A 14,504-nucleotide genomic window follows, 5' to 3' on the forward strand; every position below is an offset into this window, starting at 1 on the left:
CCGCGGCCCGGCCCCGGACGTTCAGTAGCGGATCGCGTCGATGACCTTGGCACGCACCGCCATCGTCGCGGGCACCAGACCGGCCAGCGCCCCGACGAGGGTGGCCGCCAGCAGGCCCTCGACGGCCGCGGAGACCGGGAAGGGCGGCACGTCCTCCAGCGTCAGCCCGGCCGGCAGGACCGACTGCAGCGGGAAGTTCGAGACCAGGATGATCGACAGCATCACCGCGAGGAACCCGGCGACGAAGGTCGCGGCGACGCTCTCCAGGAGCACCGCGAAGAACACCCGGCCCCCGGTCGCGCCGAAGCTGCGGCGCACCCCGATCTCCCGGATGCGCTGGCGCACCGTCACCAGGCCCACGTTGAGCACCCCGATCCCGCCCAGGAGCAGCGCGAAGACCCCGACCCCGCGGACCCCGTAGGACAGGACCGCGTCGACGATCCCCAGCTCGGCGCCGGCGTCGGCCCGCGAGACGTACACGGAGAACCCCGGCAGGCTCGACTGCACCTCGCTCTGCAGCGCCTGCGTCAGCGCGTCGACGTCGGCGTCGGGGACCCAGACCTCCAGGCTCGGGGGTGAGGAGGACGTCGGGTCCGCCAGGTTCCAGCGCTCCACGGCCGAGTTCAGCACCCACGCCTGCGGGTAGGTCGGGTCGCTGCCGGTCGGGTTGGAGACCCCGACGACGGTCGCGGTGACGGGGGTGTCCCCGCCCAGGACGACCGTCGGCGGGTTCGCGGCGTCGAACCCGCCGAGCTGGTCCAGGAACCCGTCGTTGACGACGAGCCGGGGGGAGAAGGCGGTGTCGTCGGCGGCGCTGAACCAGTGCCCCTCGGTGACGATCATCCGGTGCATGGGGCCGTAGCTGGGGTCCACCGTGGTGGCCGACACCAGCTGGGTGCCCGCCGGGAACCGCACCGTCAGCTGACCGAACCCGGTCTTCCCCCACCAGCTCACGTCGTGGCGGGCGGCGGCCGCCGCGAACGCCTCCGCGGCCTCGCGGGTCGTCTCCGGGGTCGACTGCGTCGTGGGGGAGGCGTCGACCCGCAGCGTCGCCGGGCGGCCGCCGGCGCGTTCGGAGCTCTCCCCGATGATCTGCCGGCCCATGTTCCCGACCGCGGTGATGGTCGTCATCGCGAACACGGCGAGGAACACCCCGACGAGGGACAGGACCACCCGCACCCGGTTGACGCGGATCTCGCCCCAGGCCTCCGTGACGGCCGCGAGGAACCCCGTCACAGCGTCTCCCGGTGGGCCGTCGCCGCCGCCAGGGCGTCGTCGGTGATCTCGGTGAGGACGCCGTGGTCGAGGCGGAACTGCCGGTCGGCGCGTGCGGCGACGGACAGGTCGTGGGTGATGGTCACCAGCGTCGTGCCGTCGTCGCGCACGAGCTCCTCCAGCACGTCCATGACGGCCGAGCCGGTGTCGACGTCGAGGGCGCCGGTGGGTTCGTCGGCCAGCAGGACGCGGGGCCGGCGGACCAGGCTGCGGGCCAGCGCCACCCGCTGCTGCTCCCCGCCGGACAGCTTCTCGGGCATGGTGTCGAGCCGGTGGCCGAGCCCGACCCGTTCGAGCATCTGGCGGGCGATCTTCCTGCGGTGCAGGAACTCCCGGCTGCTGCCGTACAGCAGCGGGTTCGCGACGTTCTCGGTGGCGGTGCGGCCGGGCAGCAGGTTGAACTGCTGGAACACGAAACCGAACGTCTGCCCGCGCAGCTTGGCCGTCCGCCGGTTGGACCGGGCCTGCACGGGCTCGCCGTCGAGCAGGTACCGCCCGCTGGTGGGGGCGTCGAGCAGGCCGATGATGTTCAGCAGCGTCGACTTGCCCGACCCCGAGCGGCCGACGACGGCGACGTGCTCGCCGCGGTCGACGTGCAGGTCGACGCCGGTGAGGATGTGCAGGTCGTTGCCGTCGGGCAGCCGCACGCTGCGGCTGACGGCGCTGAGGGAGACGACGTGGTCCGCCGGGGCCATCAGTAGCCCATCCCGTACATCCCGCCGCCGAACTGGTCGGCCGGGGTGTCGGTGTTCGGGACGAACTGCAGGATCTGCTGGCCCTCAGTGAGGCCGTCCCGGATCTCGACGTTCTGCCCGTCGGTCAGCCCGAGGGTCACCTGGGTCTCGGTCCGGGAGCCGTCGTCGCCGACGGTCCACACCGTGCCGGTGCCGACGCTGCCGCGGACGGCGGTGACGGGGGCCAGCAGGACGCCGGTGGACTGCCCGGCGGTGACGTCGACGGTGGCGGTCAGCCCGGCGAAGACCTGCACGCCGTCGGGCACTGCGCAGGTGACGGTGGCGCCGGTCATGGACGAGGAGGGGTCGGCGTAGGGGTCGACGAACCCGCCGCCCGGGGGCGGCGTCTCCTGCGTGGAGGTCGGGTTCCCGGTGCGCAGGCCGGTGCACTCGAACGTCCCGGGGCCGCCGGGGACGGTGACCTGCGCCGTGGTCGGCGGGGCCAGCAGCCGGAACTGCTGGGCCTGGGTCAGCGGCGCGGACACCGTGAGGGTGCCGGGGCTGACGGTCGCGACGGCTGCCCCGATGGTGACGTCCTGGCCGGCGAGGACGTCGAGCGTGGCGAGGGTGCCCGCGACGGTGGAGGTGACCGTCACGGTCTTCGTGGTGGGCGGGGCCGGCGGTGCGGCTGGGTCGGTGGGGGCGGGCGGGTCGACGGTCACCACCACGGTGAACAGCGGGGTGCCCTTGTCGACGTCCTGGCCGACCTCGGCCCGGACCCGGCCGACCTGCCCGGCGGCGGTGGACTTGACCGTGGTCGCGGGGTCGGCCTCGATGGTGCCCTGGAGGTTGACGGTGTTGACGACGTCGCCGCGCGTCACGGTCGCGGCGGGCGGGTCGACGACCGCGTAGGGGCTGGCCGCGGCGTCGGCGTCGTCCTGCCCGGTGCGGACGAACGCGATCCACAGCAGCGCGACCGCGATGAGCGCCCAGACGACCAGCCTGAGGGCGGGGAAGACGATGGTGCGTACGACACCCACTGCGACACCTCCGGTCCAGCGGCCGGGGGTCGCTGGTGCACGGTGCAAGCTGTCGTCCCCCCGAGCGACTGTGCCGGAACCTAGCAGCGCCTGAGCGCGCGGCGAGGGAGGTCGCGGAACCTCCACGGACCGCGTCGGTGATCGGCTGCTCAACCACTCCCGCACCACGGTTCCCTCCCGCACCGGCGCGGGGGATCGGTGCTCCGGGGTCCTTGCCCCGGACGGGGGTGGGGCTCTAGCCTCTGGAAAGCGCATTCCCAAACCTGAGACTGGAGGAGGCAGCGATGGTGCAACGCCTCGGTGTGGTCATGAACGGCGTGACGGGTCGGATGGGGTACCGGCAGCACCTGCTGCGGTCCGTCCTGGCGATCCGCGAACAGGGCGGGGTCGAACTGCCCGACGGGTCGCGGGTGCAGCTCGAACCCCTGCTCGTCGGCCGCTCGGCCGAGAAGCTGCGCGACATCGCGCGCCGGCACGACCTCGAGCACTACACCACCGACCTCGACGCGGCCCTGGCCGACGACGACTACCCGCTCTACTTCGACGCCCAGCTCACCGCCGTCCGCGAGGCCTCGCTGCACAAGGCCATGGCCGCCGGCCGGCACGTCTACACCGAGAAACCCACCGCCGAGACCCTCGAGGGGGCCGTCGAGCTCGCCCGCGCCGCCACCCGCGCCGGCGTGAAGAACGGCGTCGTCCACGACAAGCTGTTCCTGCCCGGCCTGGTCAAGCTCAAGCGCCTCGTCGACTCCGGGTTCTTCGGCGAGATCCTCTCCGTGCGCGGCGAGTTCGGCTACTGGGTGTTCGAGGGCGACTGGCAGAGCGCCCAGCGGCCCAGCTGGAACTACCGCGCCGAGGACGGCGGCGGGATCGTCGCCGACATGTTCTGCCACTGGAACTACGTCCTCGAGCAGACCATCGCCCCCGTCGAGGCCGTCACCGCCAAGGCCGTCACGCACGTCCCCGTGCGCCACGACGAGAAGGGCGAGGCGTACAAGGCCACCGCCGACGACGCCGCCTACGCCATCTTCGAGCTCGAGGGCGGCATCATCGCCCAGCTGAACTCCTCCTGGGCCGTGCGCGTCGACCGCGACGAACTCGTCGAGTTCCAGGTCGACGGAACCCTCGGCAGCGCCGTCGCCGGGTTGTTCGGCTGCCGCGTCCAGCCCCGCGCCGCCACCCCCAAGGCCGTCTGGAACCCCGACCTGCCCGAGCAGCACCGCTACCGCGACGACTGGCTGGAGGTCCCGGACAACGCCGTGCTGGAGAACGGGTTCAAGGTGCAGTGGGAGCAGTTCGTCCGCCACGTCGTCGCCGACACCCCCAACCCGTACGACTTCCTCTCCGGCGCACGGGGAGTGCGGCTCGCCGAGGCCGGGCTGGCCTCCTCCGCGCAGGGCCGCCGCGTCGAACTCCCGGAGATCTCGCTGTGACCGTCACCCTCGACCGGCCCCTCACCGGCCGGACCCTGCGGCTGCCCACGGCCGACGGGTTCGTCGAGCACGCCGTCCGCGAACCCGTCGCCTGGGAGGTCCCGGCCGGACCGGCCCGCACCCGCACCGTCTTCGCCGCCGCCCACGTCGTCCCCCGCGCCGGCGCCGAGAACGTCCCCGGCGCCCCGGCCGACCTCGACTGGGACTCCACCCTGGCGTTCCGGCACCGGCTGTGGTCCCTCGGCCTCGGCGTCGCCGAGGCCATGGACACCGCCCAGCGCGGCATGGGGCTCGACTTCACCGCCACCACCGAGCTCGTGCGCCGCAGCAGCCGCGAGGCCGCGGCCGTCGGCGGCCGGATCGCCGCGGGCGTGGGGACCGACCAGCTGGCCCCCGGCGCCCACCGGCTCGACGCCGTCCGCGCCGCCTACGAGGAGCAGCTGCAGATCGTCGAGGACGCCGGCGCCCAGCCGATCCTCATGGCCTCCCGGCACCTCGCGGCCTCGGCCACCGGACCCGACGACTACCTGCGGCTCTACTCCGGGCTGCTGTCCCAGGTCCGCCGCCCCGCCGTCCTGCACTGGCTCGGGGAGGTCTTCGACCCCGCCCTGGCCGGGTACTGGGGCGCGCCCGACGTCGCCACCGCCACCGACGTCTTCGTCGACCTCGTCACCGCCAACGCCGCGAACGTCGACGGCGTGAAGGTCTCGCTGCTGGACGCCGGCCACGAGGAGGACCTGCGGCGGCGGCTGCCCGCCGGGGTCCGGCTCTACACCGGCGACGACTTCAACTACCCCGAGCTCGTCGAGGGCGACGGGCAGCACCACTCCGACGCCCTGCTCGGGATCTTCGCCGGGATCGCGAACGTCGCCGCGGCCGCCCTCGTCCGCCTCGACGCCGGCGACACCGCCGGGTTCCGCGCCGCGCTGGACCCCACCGTGCCGCTGGCCCGGCACGTCTTCGGGGCTCCCACCCCGTACTACAAGGCGGGCATCGCGTTCCTCAACTGGCTCGACGGCCGCCAGCCCGGGTACGCCATGGTCGGCGGCCTGCACTCCGCGCGCAGCGCCGTGCACCAGGCCCGCACGTTCGCCCTCGCCGACGAGGCCGGCGTCCTCACCGACCCCGCCGGCGCGGCCGACCGGATGAGCCGCTACCTCGCCGTCCACGGGTTCTGAGGGACCGGCTCCGGGGGGGGGGGGGGGGGGGGGGGCGGGGCGCCCCCGCCCCCCCCCCCCGCCCCCCCCCCCCCCCCCCCCCCCCGCCCCCCCCCCCCCCCCCCCCCCCCCCCCCCCCCCCCCGCCCCCCCGCCCCCCCCCCCCCCGCCGCCCCCCGCCCCCCGGCCCCCCCGGGGCGGCGGGGGCCGGCGGGCCGTCGGGGGAGGGCCGGGTCAGTCGGTGCCGGCCTCCATGGCCGCGCGGTCGAGCAGCTCGTCCTCGCTCGTCTCGCCCCGCGAGGCGATGGCCTCGGCGCCCCCGGCCTCCAGGGCGCCGATGAGGCTGACCTGGGAGCTGCCGACCATGCCGAGCCCGGCGTACTGCTCCAGCTTGGCGCGGGAGTCGGCGATGTCGAGGTTGCGCATGGTCAGCTGGCCGATGCGGTCGACCGGGCCGAACGCGGAGTCCTCGGTGCGCTCCATCGACAGCTTGTCCGGGTGGTAGCTGAACGCCGGGCCCTGCGTGTCGAGGATCGAGTAGTCCTCCCCGCGGCGCAGCCGCAGCGTGACCGACCCGGTGACGGCGTTGCCGACCCAGCGCTGCAGGGACTCGCGCAGCATGAGCGACTGCGGGTCCAGCCAGCGGCCCTCGTACATGAGGCGGCCCAGGCGGCGGCCCTCGTTGTGGTAGCTGGCGACGGTGTCCTCGTTGTGGATCGCGTTGACGAGCCGCTCGTACGCCGCGTGCAGCAGGGCCATGCCCGGCGCCTCGTAGATCCCGCGGGACTTCGCCTCGATGATGCGGTTCTCGATCTGGTCGGACATGCCCAGGCCGTGCCGGCCGCCGATCGCGTTGGCCTCCAGCACCAGGTCCACCGCGTCCTCGAAGGTGGCCCCGTTGATGGAGACGGGGCGGCCCTGCTCGAAACCGATCGTCACGTCCTCGGGGGCGATCTCGACGGCGGGGTCCCAGAACCGGACGCCCATGATGGGCTCGACGAGTTCCACGCCGACGTCGAGGTGCTCGAGCCGCTTCGCCTCGTGGGTGGCGCCCCAGATGTTCGCGTCGGTCGAGTACGCCTTCTCGGTGCTCGCGCGGTAGGGCAGGTCGCGCGCCTGCAGCCACTCCGACATCTCCTTGCGGCCGCCGAGCTCGGTGACGAACTCCGCGTCCAGCCACGGCTTGTAGATGCGCAGCGCGGGGTTGGCCAGCAGCCCGTAGCGGTAGAACCGCTCGATGTCGTTGCCCTTGTAGGTGGACCCGTCGCCCCAGATCTGGACGTCGTCCTCCAGCATCGCGCGCACCAGCAGCGTGCCGGTCACGGCGCGGCCCAGGGGGGTGGTGTTGAAGTAGCTGCGGCCGCCGGAGCGGATGTGGAACGCCCCGCACGTCAGGGCGGCCAGGCCCTCCTCCACGAGGGCGGAACGGCAGTCGACGAGGCGGGCCAGCTCGGCGCCGTAGGCCTGCGCGCGGCCGGGCACCGAGGCGATGTCGGGTTCGTCGTACTGGCCGATGTCGGCGGTGTAGGTGCAGGGCACCGACCCCTTCTCCCGCATCCAGGCGACGGCGACGGAGGTGTCGAGACCACCGGAGAAGGCGATGCCGACGCGCTCGCCGGCGGGCAGGGAGGTGAGCACCTTGGACATGCGGAACAGTATGCACACCCCTGCATGAACATGCAAAGCACCCATCCGGTGGCCGACGCCCCTGCGATCAAGGACACCTGTGTCCTTGATCGCGGTGAGGTGTCCTTGATCGCGGTGAGGTGTCCTCGACCGCCGCGGTCAGATCCCCTTGCCGGGGTTGAGGATCCCCAGCGGGTCGAAGACGCGCTTGAGGTCGTGCTGAAGATCCAGGCAGTCCTGACCCAGCTCGGCCCGCAACCACGTCCGCTTCAGCAGCCCGACCCCGTGCTCGCCCGTCAGCGTCCCGCCCAGCTCCAGCGCCAGCTCGAACACCGCGCACGCGGCGTCCCAGGCGGGCCCCTCGGTCACCGTGCCGCCGCGCTCGACCACGACGACGGGGTGCAGGTTGCCGTCGCCGGCGTGCGCGACCGTCGCGATCCGCACCCCGGTCCGCGCCGAGATCGCCTGCACCCCCCGCACGGCGTCGGCCAGTCGCGAGCGCGGCACGGAGATGTCCTCGATGAACACGTCCCCGGTCGCCTCCAGGGCCGGCAGCGCCGCCCGCCGGGTGGCGAGCAGGTCGTCGGCCTCGGCGGGGTCCGTCGTCGAGCGCCACGTCGTGGCGGACCGGCCGACGACCGCGCCGACGGCGTCGATCTCGGCGCCCGCGCCCCGGCCGTCGCACTGCACCACCAGCACCGCCCCGCCCAGCGACCGCAGCGACGACCCGCGGGCGGCGTCGACGGCCTCCAGCGTCACCGAGTCGACCAGTTCCAGCACCGACGGCTGCAGCCGCGCCGCCGTGATGGCCGAGGCGGCCGCGGCGGCGGTCACGACGTCGTCGAAGTGCGCGGCGAGGGTGGCGACCTCGGCGGGGCGCGGGCGCAGGCGCACGGTCGCGCCGACGACGACGGCGAGCGTCCCCTCGGACCCGACGACCAGGCCGGTCAGGTCGTACCCGGCGACCCCCTTGACCGTCTGCCGCCCGGTCCGGACGCGGCGGCCGTCGGCCAGCACGAGGTCCAGGCCCAGGACGGCCTCGCGCGTCACGCCGTACTTGGCGCAGCGCAGGCCGCCGGCGTTCGTCGCGATGTTCCCGCCGATGGTGGAGATCGCGGCGCTGGCGGGGTCGGGGGCGTAGAACAGGCCGTGCTCCCCGGCGGCGGCGTCGAGGTCGGCCGTCAGGACGCCCGGTTCGACGACCGCGACCTGGTCGTCGGGACGGATCTGCAGGATGCGGTCCATCCCGGACATGTCCAGGACGACCTCCCCGGCGTGCGCGCTGGCCCCGGCCGCCAGGCCCGTCCCGGCGCCGCGGGTGACGACGGGCGTGCGGTGCTCGGTGGCCCAGCGCAGGGTCCGCACGACGTCCTCGACGTCCCGGGCCCGCACGACGCCGTCGGGCGGGGTGGCCGGGACGTGCCCGGACCGGTCGGTCGCGACGGCCGCGCGGGAGGCGGGGTCGGTGAGCAGGCCGGTCAGCGTGCCGGGGGGCGGGTTCACGCGGCTCCCTCGGCGGCGGGGACCGGTGGGGTGCAGTGCTCGACGACGTCGGCCAGCGGCAGGTCCAGGGCCTCGGCGAGGGCGACCACGGTGAAGAACGCCGGGGTGGGGACGCGACCGGCCTCGATCTTGCGCAGCGTCTCGGCGGGTACGCCGGAGCGGGCGGAGACCTGGGGGACGGTGAGGTTCCCGCGGGCGGTGCGCAGCAGTTCGCCCAGGCGTCGTCCTCGGGCGCGGACCTCTTCGGGCAGCGGTGGCCGGACCATGGGGGTGATACTAATACCGGTACAGTTATACCGGTAGAAGAATACCGACCTGGAGGAGCACCGTGGTGGAACTCAAGACGCCCAGCGAGATCGAGGCCATGCGCGCAGCCGGCCGCGTCGTGGGGCAGGCCCTCGCCGCGGTCCGCGCGCACGCCGCCCCCGGCGTCCGGCTCGACGAGCTCGACGCCGTCGCCCGCGAGGTGATCTTCGGCGCGGGCGCCACGTCGCCGTTCCTGGACTACCAGCCCGGCTTCGCCGACACCCCGTTCCCCGGCGTCATCTGCGCCTCCGTCAACGACGCCGTCCTGCACGGCATCCCCGGGCCGTACGAGCTGCGCGACGGCGACCTGCTGAGCGTCGACTGCGGAGCCGTCCTCGACGGCTGGGCCGGCGACGCCGCCACGACGTTCAGCGTCGGCACCCCGCGCCCCGGCGACCCCGAGTTCGTCGCCGCCACCAAGGAGGCCCTCGCGGCCGGGATCGCCGCCGCCGTCCCCGGCCACCGCATCGGCGACGTCTCGGCCGCCATCGGCGCCGTCGGCCGCCGGCACGGGTGCGGGGTGAACACCGAGTTCGGCGGCCACGGCGTCGGCCGCACCATGCACGAGGACCCCTCGGTGCCCAACGACGGCCGCGCCGGGCGCGGGATGGTGCTCAAGCCCGGCCTCGTCATCGCCGTCGAACCCTGGTTCACCGCCGGCGGGAACCCCGGCTACCGCACCGACGACGACGGCTGGACGATGCGCAGCGTCGACGGCAGCCAGGGCGCCCACGAGGAGCACACCGTCGCGGTCACCGCCGACGGGCCGGTGGTCCTCACCCTGCCCTGAGGGCCGGTGCGGTCAGCGGCGGCGGCCGGAGCGGGGTTCCTCGACGGCCTCCAGGGTGCGCCGCAGGGTGTCGCTGGCCGCACCCCCCAACCGCTGCACCAGCGCCACGTACAGGCAGTCCAGCGCCAGGGCGGTCCCGGCGCGGCTGGCCAGCGCCCCTGCGCGGTAGGCGGTCTCGCGACCGGTGGCGAGCAGGAGGTGGTCGGCGCCGGAGGCCAGCGGGGAACCGGGCGAGCTCGTCACCGCGACGACCGCGGCCCCGCGGGCGCGGGCGCGCCGGGCCGCCGCGACGACGTCCGGGGTCGTCCCGGAGTGGCTGACCACGACGGCGGCGTCGCCGGCCCGCAGGGTCTCCGAACTCACCAGGGCCGCGTGCCCCTCGGTGCGCAGGCGGGTGAGCACCCCGACCCGGACGGCCTTGTGGTCGAAGTCGGCGGCCAGCGACGCCGAGACCCCCAGGCCGTAGCAGTCGACGACGCGGGCCCGGTGCAGGCTGTCCGCCGCCCCGGCCAGCGCGGTCAGGTCGAGGGTCCGGGCGGTCGCGGTGACCGCTTCGCTCTCCAGGGCCGCCAGGGTCGTGACGACGTCGGCGAGGTCGGCGGGGTCCTCCAGCGACCCGGTGAGCAGCGCCGCCGGTTCGGGGGCCGGGCCCGCGGCGGCCAGCGCCAGCCGCAGTTGCGGGTACCCGGGGAAACCCAGCGAGCGGGCGGTGCGCACGACGGTCGCCTCGCTGGTGCCGGTGCGGGCCGCGAGGTCGGTGACGGTCAGCTGGGCGGCCGCGGCGGGGTCCTCCAGCAGAGCGGTCAGGACGCGGGCGCCCGAGGCCGTCGCCGCCGGGAGGGCGGCGAGCAGGTGCGCGCGCAGGGACGCGGGGTCGGGGGTGGGCACGGGAACTCCGTCCGACGAGGGTCTGGCGAGAACTTTCACGCGCGGGTACGGTCGTGTCAACTTCCTTCAGGCCCGCCGCACCGATGCCAGGAGTCCCCGTGAACGCCCCCCGTGGTCACCTCGTCCGTTCCGAGATCGCCGAGCAACCCGCCGTCGCCGACCGGGTCCTCACCGCCGCCGGCGGCGAGCTCGCCCGCGTCGCGGCCCTCCTGCGCGAGGCCGCACCCCGCACCGTGCTGCTGACCGCCCGCGGCACCAGCGACCACGCCGCCCTCTACGCCAAGTACCTGCTGGAGATCGGCCTCGGGCTGCCCTGCGGCCTCACCTCCACCTCCACCCTCACCGTCTACGGCGCCACCCCCGACCTGCGCGGCGTGCTGTGGATCAGCATCAGCCAGTCCGGCGGGTCACCCGACCTCGTCGAGTCCACCGCCGCCGCCCGCCGCGCCGGCGCGATCACGCTCGCGGTGACCAACAACCCGTCCTCCCCGCTGGCCCGGGCCGCCGAGCACCACCTCGACGTCCACGCCGGCCCCGAGCTCGCCGTCGCCGCCACCAAGAGCTACACCGCGCAGCTGCTCACCCTGTGGCTGCTCGTCACCACCTGGCGCGGCGGCGACCTCACCCCCGCGAAGGACGTCCCCCGGTTCCTCGACCAGGCCGTCCACGCCGACGACGTCCCCGACGTCGCCGCCCGCTACCGGTTCGTCGACCGCCTCGTCCTCACCGCCCGCGGCTACTCCTACCCCACGGCCCGCGAGGCGGCGCTCAAGCTCATGGAGACGTCGTACCTGTCGGCCCAGGCGTTCTCCGCCGCCGACCTCATGCACGGCCCCCTCGCCATGGTCGACGCCGACCGGCCCGTCATCGCCGTCGTCCCCGAAGGACCCGGCGGCGAGGCCGTGGCCCCCGTCCTGCAGGCCCTGCACGACCGCGGCGCCGACGTCTGCGCCGTCGCCCCCGCCGGGCTCGCCCCCGGCGCCACCGTCCGGCTGGACCTGCCGGCCGGCATGCCCGAGGACCTCGCCCCCGTCGTGCAGATCGTCCCCCTCCAGCGGCTCGCGCTGGAGATGGCCGTCGCCCGCGGCCTCGACCCCGACGCCCCCCGCGGGCTGCGCAAGGTCACGGAGACCCGGTGAGCGTCCTGGCCCGCGGCACCGTCCGCACCGGCCGCCGCGTCCTGCCCGACGGCTGGGCGCTGCTGCGCGGGGCCGACGTCGTGCAGGTGGGGACCGGGCCCGCCCCCGCCGCCGACGAGACCGTCGAGGGCGCCCACGTCGTCCCCGGGTTCGTCGACGTCCACTGCCACGGCGGGGGCGGGGCGAGCTTCGGCGGCTCCGTCGAGGACGCCCTCACCGTCGCCCGCACCCACCGCGCGCACGGGACGACCACCCTCGTCGCCAGCCTCGTCACCCGGCCGCTGGACGAGCTCGCCGCGACCCTGGACGCCTACCGCGACCTCGTCACCGACGGCGTCCTGGCCGGCGTCCACCTCGAGGGTCCCTGGCTCAGCCCCGCCCACCACGGCGCCCACGACCCCGCCCTGCTGCGCGAGCCCGACCCCGCCGACCTCGACCGGCTGCTGGGCACCGGGCTCGTGCGCGTCGTTACCATCGCCCCCGAACTGCCCGGCGGGCTCGCCGCGGTGCAGCGGATCACCGCGGCCGGGGCGGTCGCCGCCGTCGGCCACACCGACGCCGACGCCGACCTCGCCCGCCGCGCCGTCGACGCCGGTGCCCGCGCGGCCACCCACCTGTTCAACGCCATGCCGCCCCTGCACCACCGCGACCCCGGGCCCGTCGCGGCCCTGCTCGACGACGACCGCGTCACCGTCGAGCTCATCGCCGACGGCGTCCACCTGCACCCCCTCGTGGTGGCCCTGGCCGCCCGCCGGGCCGGCCGGGGCCGGGTCGCGCTCGTCACCGACGCGATGGCCGCGACCGGTGCCGACGACGGCCGCTACCGGCTCGGCGGCCTCGACGTCGACGTCGAGGACGGGGTGGCGCGGCTGACCGGGTCGTCGACGATCGCCGGCAGCACCCTCACGCAGGACCAGGCCCTGCGGGTCGCCGTGGGAGCCGGTGTCGACCTCGACGACGCGCTCGCGGCGCTCACCGCGGCACCCGCGCGGCTGCTGGGCCGCGCCGACGTGGGGCACCTCGAGCCCGGCGCCCGCGGCGGGGCGGTCGTCCTCACCGACGACCTGACCGTGCGCCGCGTCCTGGCCTGAACGAGCGCGGGGCCCGGACCGGTGGTCCGGGCCCCGCGGTCCGTCACAGGCCGCCGATGGGCGGCTCGCCCGTCTCCGGCACGAGGATCGGCGTGTCCGCGTCGAGGGTCTCGCCCCGGAAGAACGCCTTGAGGCGCACCGCGCACAGCAGCATCAGCGGGATCCCCAGCACGATCATGCCGACGCCGATGACGAACACCCCGCCGAGCGGCCCGAACGTGGTGAACCCGTAGTCGGGTTCGAGCATGTCGACGCTGCTCTGGACGAACGCCCACAGCATCCCGAGCCCGCCGAGGGCGGGCAGCAGGCCGCGCAGCAGGAAGTCGCGGGCCGAGCGGGTCAGCGTGCGCCGGAAGTACCAGATGCAGGAGAACGCCGTGATGCCGTAGTAGAACGCGACGGCCAGGCCGAGGGAGGCGATCGAGTCCTGCAGCGCGTTCTGGCTGACCAGGCTCAGGACGACGTAGAAGGCCACGGCGGCCGCGCCCATCACGAGCGTCCCGAAGGACGGCGTCTTGAACCTCGGGTGGACCTTCGCGAACCGCTGCGGCAGCGCGCCGTAGACCGCCATCGACAGGGTCCCGCGGGCCGTGGGCAGGATCGTGGTCTGCGTCGAGGACGCCGCGGAGATCGCGACCGTCACCAGCAGCAGCCCGGACAGCACCGCACCGCCGACCGGGGCACCCAGGGTGGACAGGACGTCGTCGGCGTTGTCGGGGTTGTTCAGCCCGATGCCCGTCGTCCCGAAACCGGCGTAGGCCTGCACGGCGACGGCCACGAGGACGTACGTCACGACGAGGATCACGGTGGCCAGCAGCGCGGCGCGCCCGGGGGTCCGGTCGGCGTCCTTCGTCTCCTCGCTGACGGCCAGGCAGGCGTCCCAGCCCCAGTAGATGAAGATGCAGAGGATGACGGCCTCGGCCATCGCCGAACCGCTCACCCCGGCCGGGGAGAACCAGTCCCACGTCGGCCGCACGGCCTGCTCACCGGCGCCGCCGGTGTAGACGAGGTACAGGGCGCCGACGGAGACGACCGCCAGGACCGCGAACTGCACGATGATGAGCACGTTCTGCAGGCGCTCGGAGATGATGATCCCGCGGTAGCTGACCCAGGTCATGCCCACGATGAACACCAGGCCGAGGGCCGTGCGGAGCAGGAGGTTCTCGGCCGCGCCGTCGAGGCCGAGGAAGCGCAGGGTGTAGACCGCGGAGATCTCCGCGACGTTGGCGAGCACGATGATGGCCGAGACGGCCACGCCCCAGCCGCCCATCCAGCCGACCCACGGCCCGAACGCCTTGGTGCCCCAGGTGAACGTGGTGCCGCAGTCGGGGGCGGCGCGGTTGAGCTCCCGGTAGGCGATCGCGACGAGGAGCATGGGGACGAACGCGACGAGGAACATCGCCGGTGCCTTGTCGTGCACCGCCAGCACGACGTACCCGAGGGTCGCGGCGAGGCTGTAGACGGGCGCGGTGGCGCCCAGGCCGATCACGGTGTTGCCCCACAGGCCCAGGGCGCCGTTCTCCAGGCCCTTGCCGGCGGACGGGACGGGGGCGGTGTCGGGAGGGTGGTCGGTACGTGCCATC

The 14,504-nt window shown here is 74.7% G+C and carries 13 protein-coding genes; 5 read left to right on the forward strand and 8 right to left on the reverse strand.

From position 1 onward, the window contains the following. Positions 1 to 21: 21 nt before the first annotated feature. The 3 genes from ACRYRX_RS04300 to ACRYRX_RS04310 are packed head-to-tail and all read right to left on the reverse strand — an operon-like array spanning position 22 to position 2,989. Positions 22 to 1,236 (reverse strand): ABC transporter permease, encoded by a 1,215-nt coding sequence (locus ACRYRX_RS04300; RefSeq protein WP_432510574.1) that lies wholly within the window; start codon positions 1,234 to 1,236, stop codon positions 22 to 24. Next, positions 1,233 to 1,970 (reverse strand): ABC transporter ATP-binding protein, encoded by a 738-nt coding sequence (locus ACRYRX_RS04305; protein WP_432510575.1) that lies wholly within the window; start codon positions 1,968 to 1,970, stop codon positions 1,233 to 1,235. Before ACRYRX_RS04305 ends, ACRYRX_RS04300 begins: the two co-directional genes overlap by 4 nt. Then, positions 1,970 to 2,989 (reverse strand): efflux RND transporter periplasmic adaptor subunit, encoded by a 1,020-nt coding sequence (locus ACRYRX_RS04310; protein ID WP_432510576.1) that lies wholly within the window; start codon positions 2,987 to 2,989, stop codon positions 1,970 to 1,972. The genes ACRYRX_RS04305 and ACRYRX_RS04310 overlap by 1 nt, the downstream gene beginning before the upstream one ends. Before the next feature lie 284 nt (positions 2,990 to 3,273). Here ACRYRX_RS04310 and ACRYRX_RS04315 point away from each other — a divergent pair, with 284 nt between their 5' ends. Beyond that, complete coding sequence (locus ACRYRX_RS04315) at positions 3,274 to 4,422, forward strand: Gfo/Idh/MocA family protein (protein ID WP_432510577.1); 1,149 nt, start codon at positions 3,274 to 3,276, stop codon at positions 4,420 to 4,422. Further along, a complete protein-coding gene (locus ACRYRX_RS04320; protein WP_432510578.1) occupies positions 4,419 to 5,600 on the forward strand; it encodes a dihydrodipicolinate synthase family protein in 1,182 nt (393 codons plus the stop codon). The genes ACRYRX_RS04315 and ACRYRX_RS04320 overlap by 4 nt, the downstream gene beginning before the upstream one ends. 212 nt (positions 5,601 to 5,812) lie before the next feature. Here ACRYRX_RS04320 and argG read toward each other — a convergent pair whose 3' ends face one another. The 3 genes from argG to ACRYRX_RS04335 all read right to left on the reverse strand — a co-directional run bounded on the left by argG (position 5,813) and on the right by ACRYRX_RS04335 (position 8,973). After that, positions 5,813 to 7,225, reverse strand: coding sequence for an argininosuccinate synthase (gene argG / locus ACRYRX_RS04325; protein WP_432510579.1), 1,413 nt, complete (start codon positions 7,223 to 7,225; stop codon positions 5,813 to 5,815). Between the two features lie 138 nt (positions 7,226 to 7,363). Then, positions 7,364 to 8,707: an FAD-binding oxidoreductase gene (locus ACRYRX_RS04330; protein ID WP_432510580.1), complete on the reverse strand. Its 1,344-nt coding sequence runs from the start codon at positions 8,705 to 8,707 to the stop codon at positions 7,364 to 7,366. Further along, positions 8,704 to 8,973, reverse strand: coding sequence for a helix-turn-helix domain-containing protein (locus tag ACRYRX_RS04335; protein WP_432510581.1), 270 nt, complete (start codon positions 8,971 to 8,973; stop codon positions 8,704 to 8,706). Before ACRYRX_RS04335 ends, ACRYRX_RS04330 begins: the two co-directional genes overlap by 4 nt. A 62-nt stretch (positions 8,974 to 9,035) precedes the next feature. Between ACRYRX_RS04335 and map the strand changes: the two genes are divergently transcribed. Then, positions 9,036 to 9,803 carry a type I methionyl aminopeptidase gene (gene map, locus ACRYRX_RS04340; RefSeq protein ID WP_432510582.1) on the forward strand — a complete coding sequence of 256 codons (768 nt, stop codon included), beginning with the start codon at positions 9,036 to 9,038 and terminating at the stop codon, positions 9,801 to 9,803. Positions 9,804 to 9,815: 12 nt separating this feature from the next. On the opposite strand, the gene ACRYRX_RS04345 is transcribed toward map, so the two are convergent. Next, positions 9,816 to 10,691, reverse strand: a complete 876-nt coding sequence (locus ACRYRX_RS04345) for a MurR/RpiR family transcriptional regulator (RefSeq protein ID WP_432510583.1) — start codon at positions 10,689 to 10,691, stop codon at positions 9,816 to 9,818. 83 nt (positions 10,692 to 10,774) lie between these two features. Between ACRYRX_RS04345 and ACRYRX_RS04350 the strand changes: the two genes are divergently transcribed. After that, positions 10,775 to 11,830 carry an SIS domain-containing protein gene (locus ACRYRX_RS04350; RefSeq protein ID WP_432510584.1) on the forward strand — a complete coding sequence of 352 codons (1,056 nt, stop codon included), beginning with the start codon at positions 10,775 to 10,777 and terminating at the stop codon, positions 11,828 to 11,830. Continuing rightward, positions 11,827 to 12,921, forward strand: coding sequence for an N-acetylglucosamine-6-phosphate deacetylase (gene nagA / locus ACRYRX_RS04355; protein WP_432510585.1), 1,095 nt, complete (start codon positions 11,827 to 11,829; stop codon positions 12,919 to 12,921). Before ACRYRX_RS04350 ends, nagA begins: the two co-directional genes overlap by 4 nt. Before the next feature lie 43 nt (positions 12,922 to 12,964). Here nagA and ACRYRX_RS04360 read toward each other — a convergent pair whose 3' ends face one another. Continuing rightward, on the reverse strand, positions 12,965 to 14,503 hold the full coding sequence (locus ACRYRX_RS04360; protein ID WP_432510586.1) for an APC family permease: 1,539 nt from the start codon (positions 14,501 to 14,503) through the stop codon (positions 12,965 to 12,967). Between the last annotated feature and the right edge of the window lies 1 nt (position 14,504).

Source organism: Kineococcus lubricus (assembly GCF_050871965.1).
Taxonomy (GTDB): Bacteria; Actinomycetota; Actinomycetes; order Actinomycetales; family Kineococcaceae; genus Kineococcus.

What these genes read in the sequence shown, in the direction of transcription:
- ACRYRX_RS04305 (WP_432510575.1), bottom strand. Translation starts at nt 1,970, where the DNA reads ATGGCCCCGGCGGACCACGTCGTCTCCCTCAGCGCCGTCAGCCGCAGC.
- ACRYRX_RS04315 (WP_432510577.1), top strand. Translation starts at nt 3,274, where the DNA reads ATGGTGCAACGCCTCGGTGTGGTCATGAACGGCGTGACGGGTCGGATG.
- argG (WP_432510579.1), bottom strand. Translation starts at nt 7,225, where the DNA reads ATGTCCAAGGTGCTCACCTCCCTGCCCGCCGGCGAGCGCGTCGGCATC.
- ACRYRX_RS04335 (WP_432510581.1), bottom strand. Translation starts at nt 8,973, where the DNA reads ATGGTCCGGCCACCGCTGCCCGAAGAGGTCCGCGCCCGAGGACGACGC.
- ACRYRX_RS04350 (WP_432510584.1), top strand. Translation starts at nt 10,775, where the DNA reads ATGCCAGGAGTCCCCGTGAACGCCCCCCGTGGTCACCTCGTCCGTTCC.
- ACRYRX_RS04360 (WP_432510586.1), bottom strand. Translation starts at nt 14,503, where the DNA reads ATGGCACGTACCGACCACCCTCCCGACACCGCCCCCGTCCCGTCCGCC.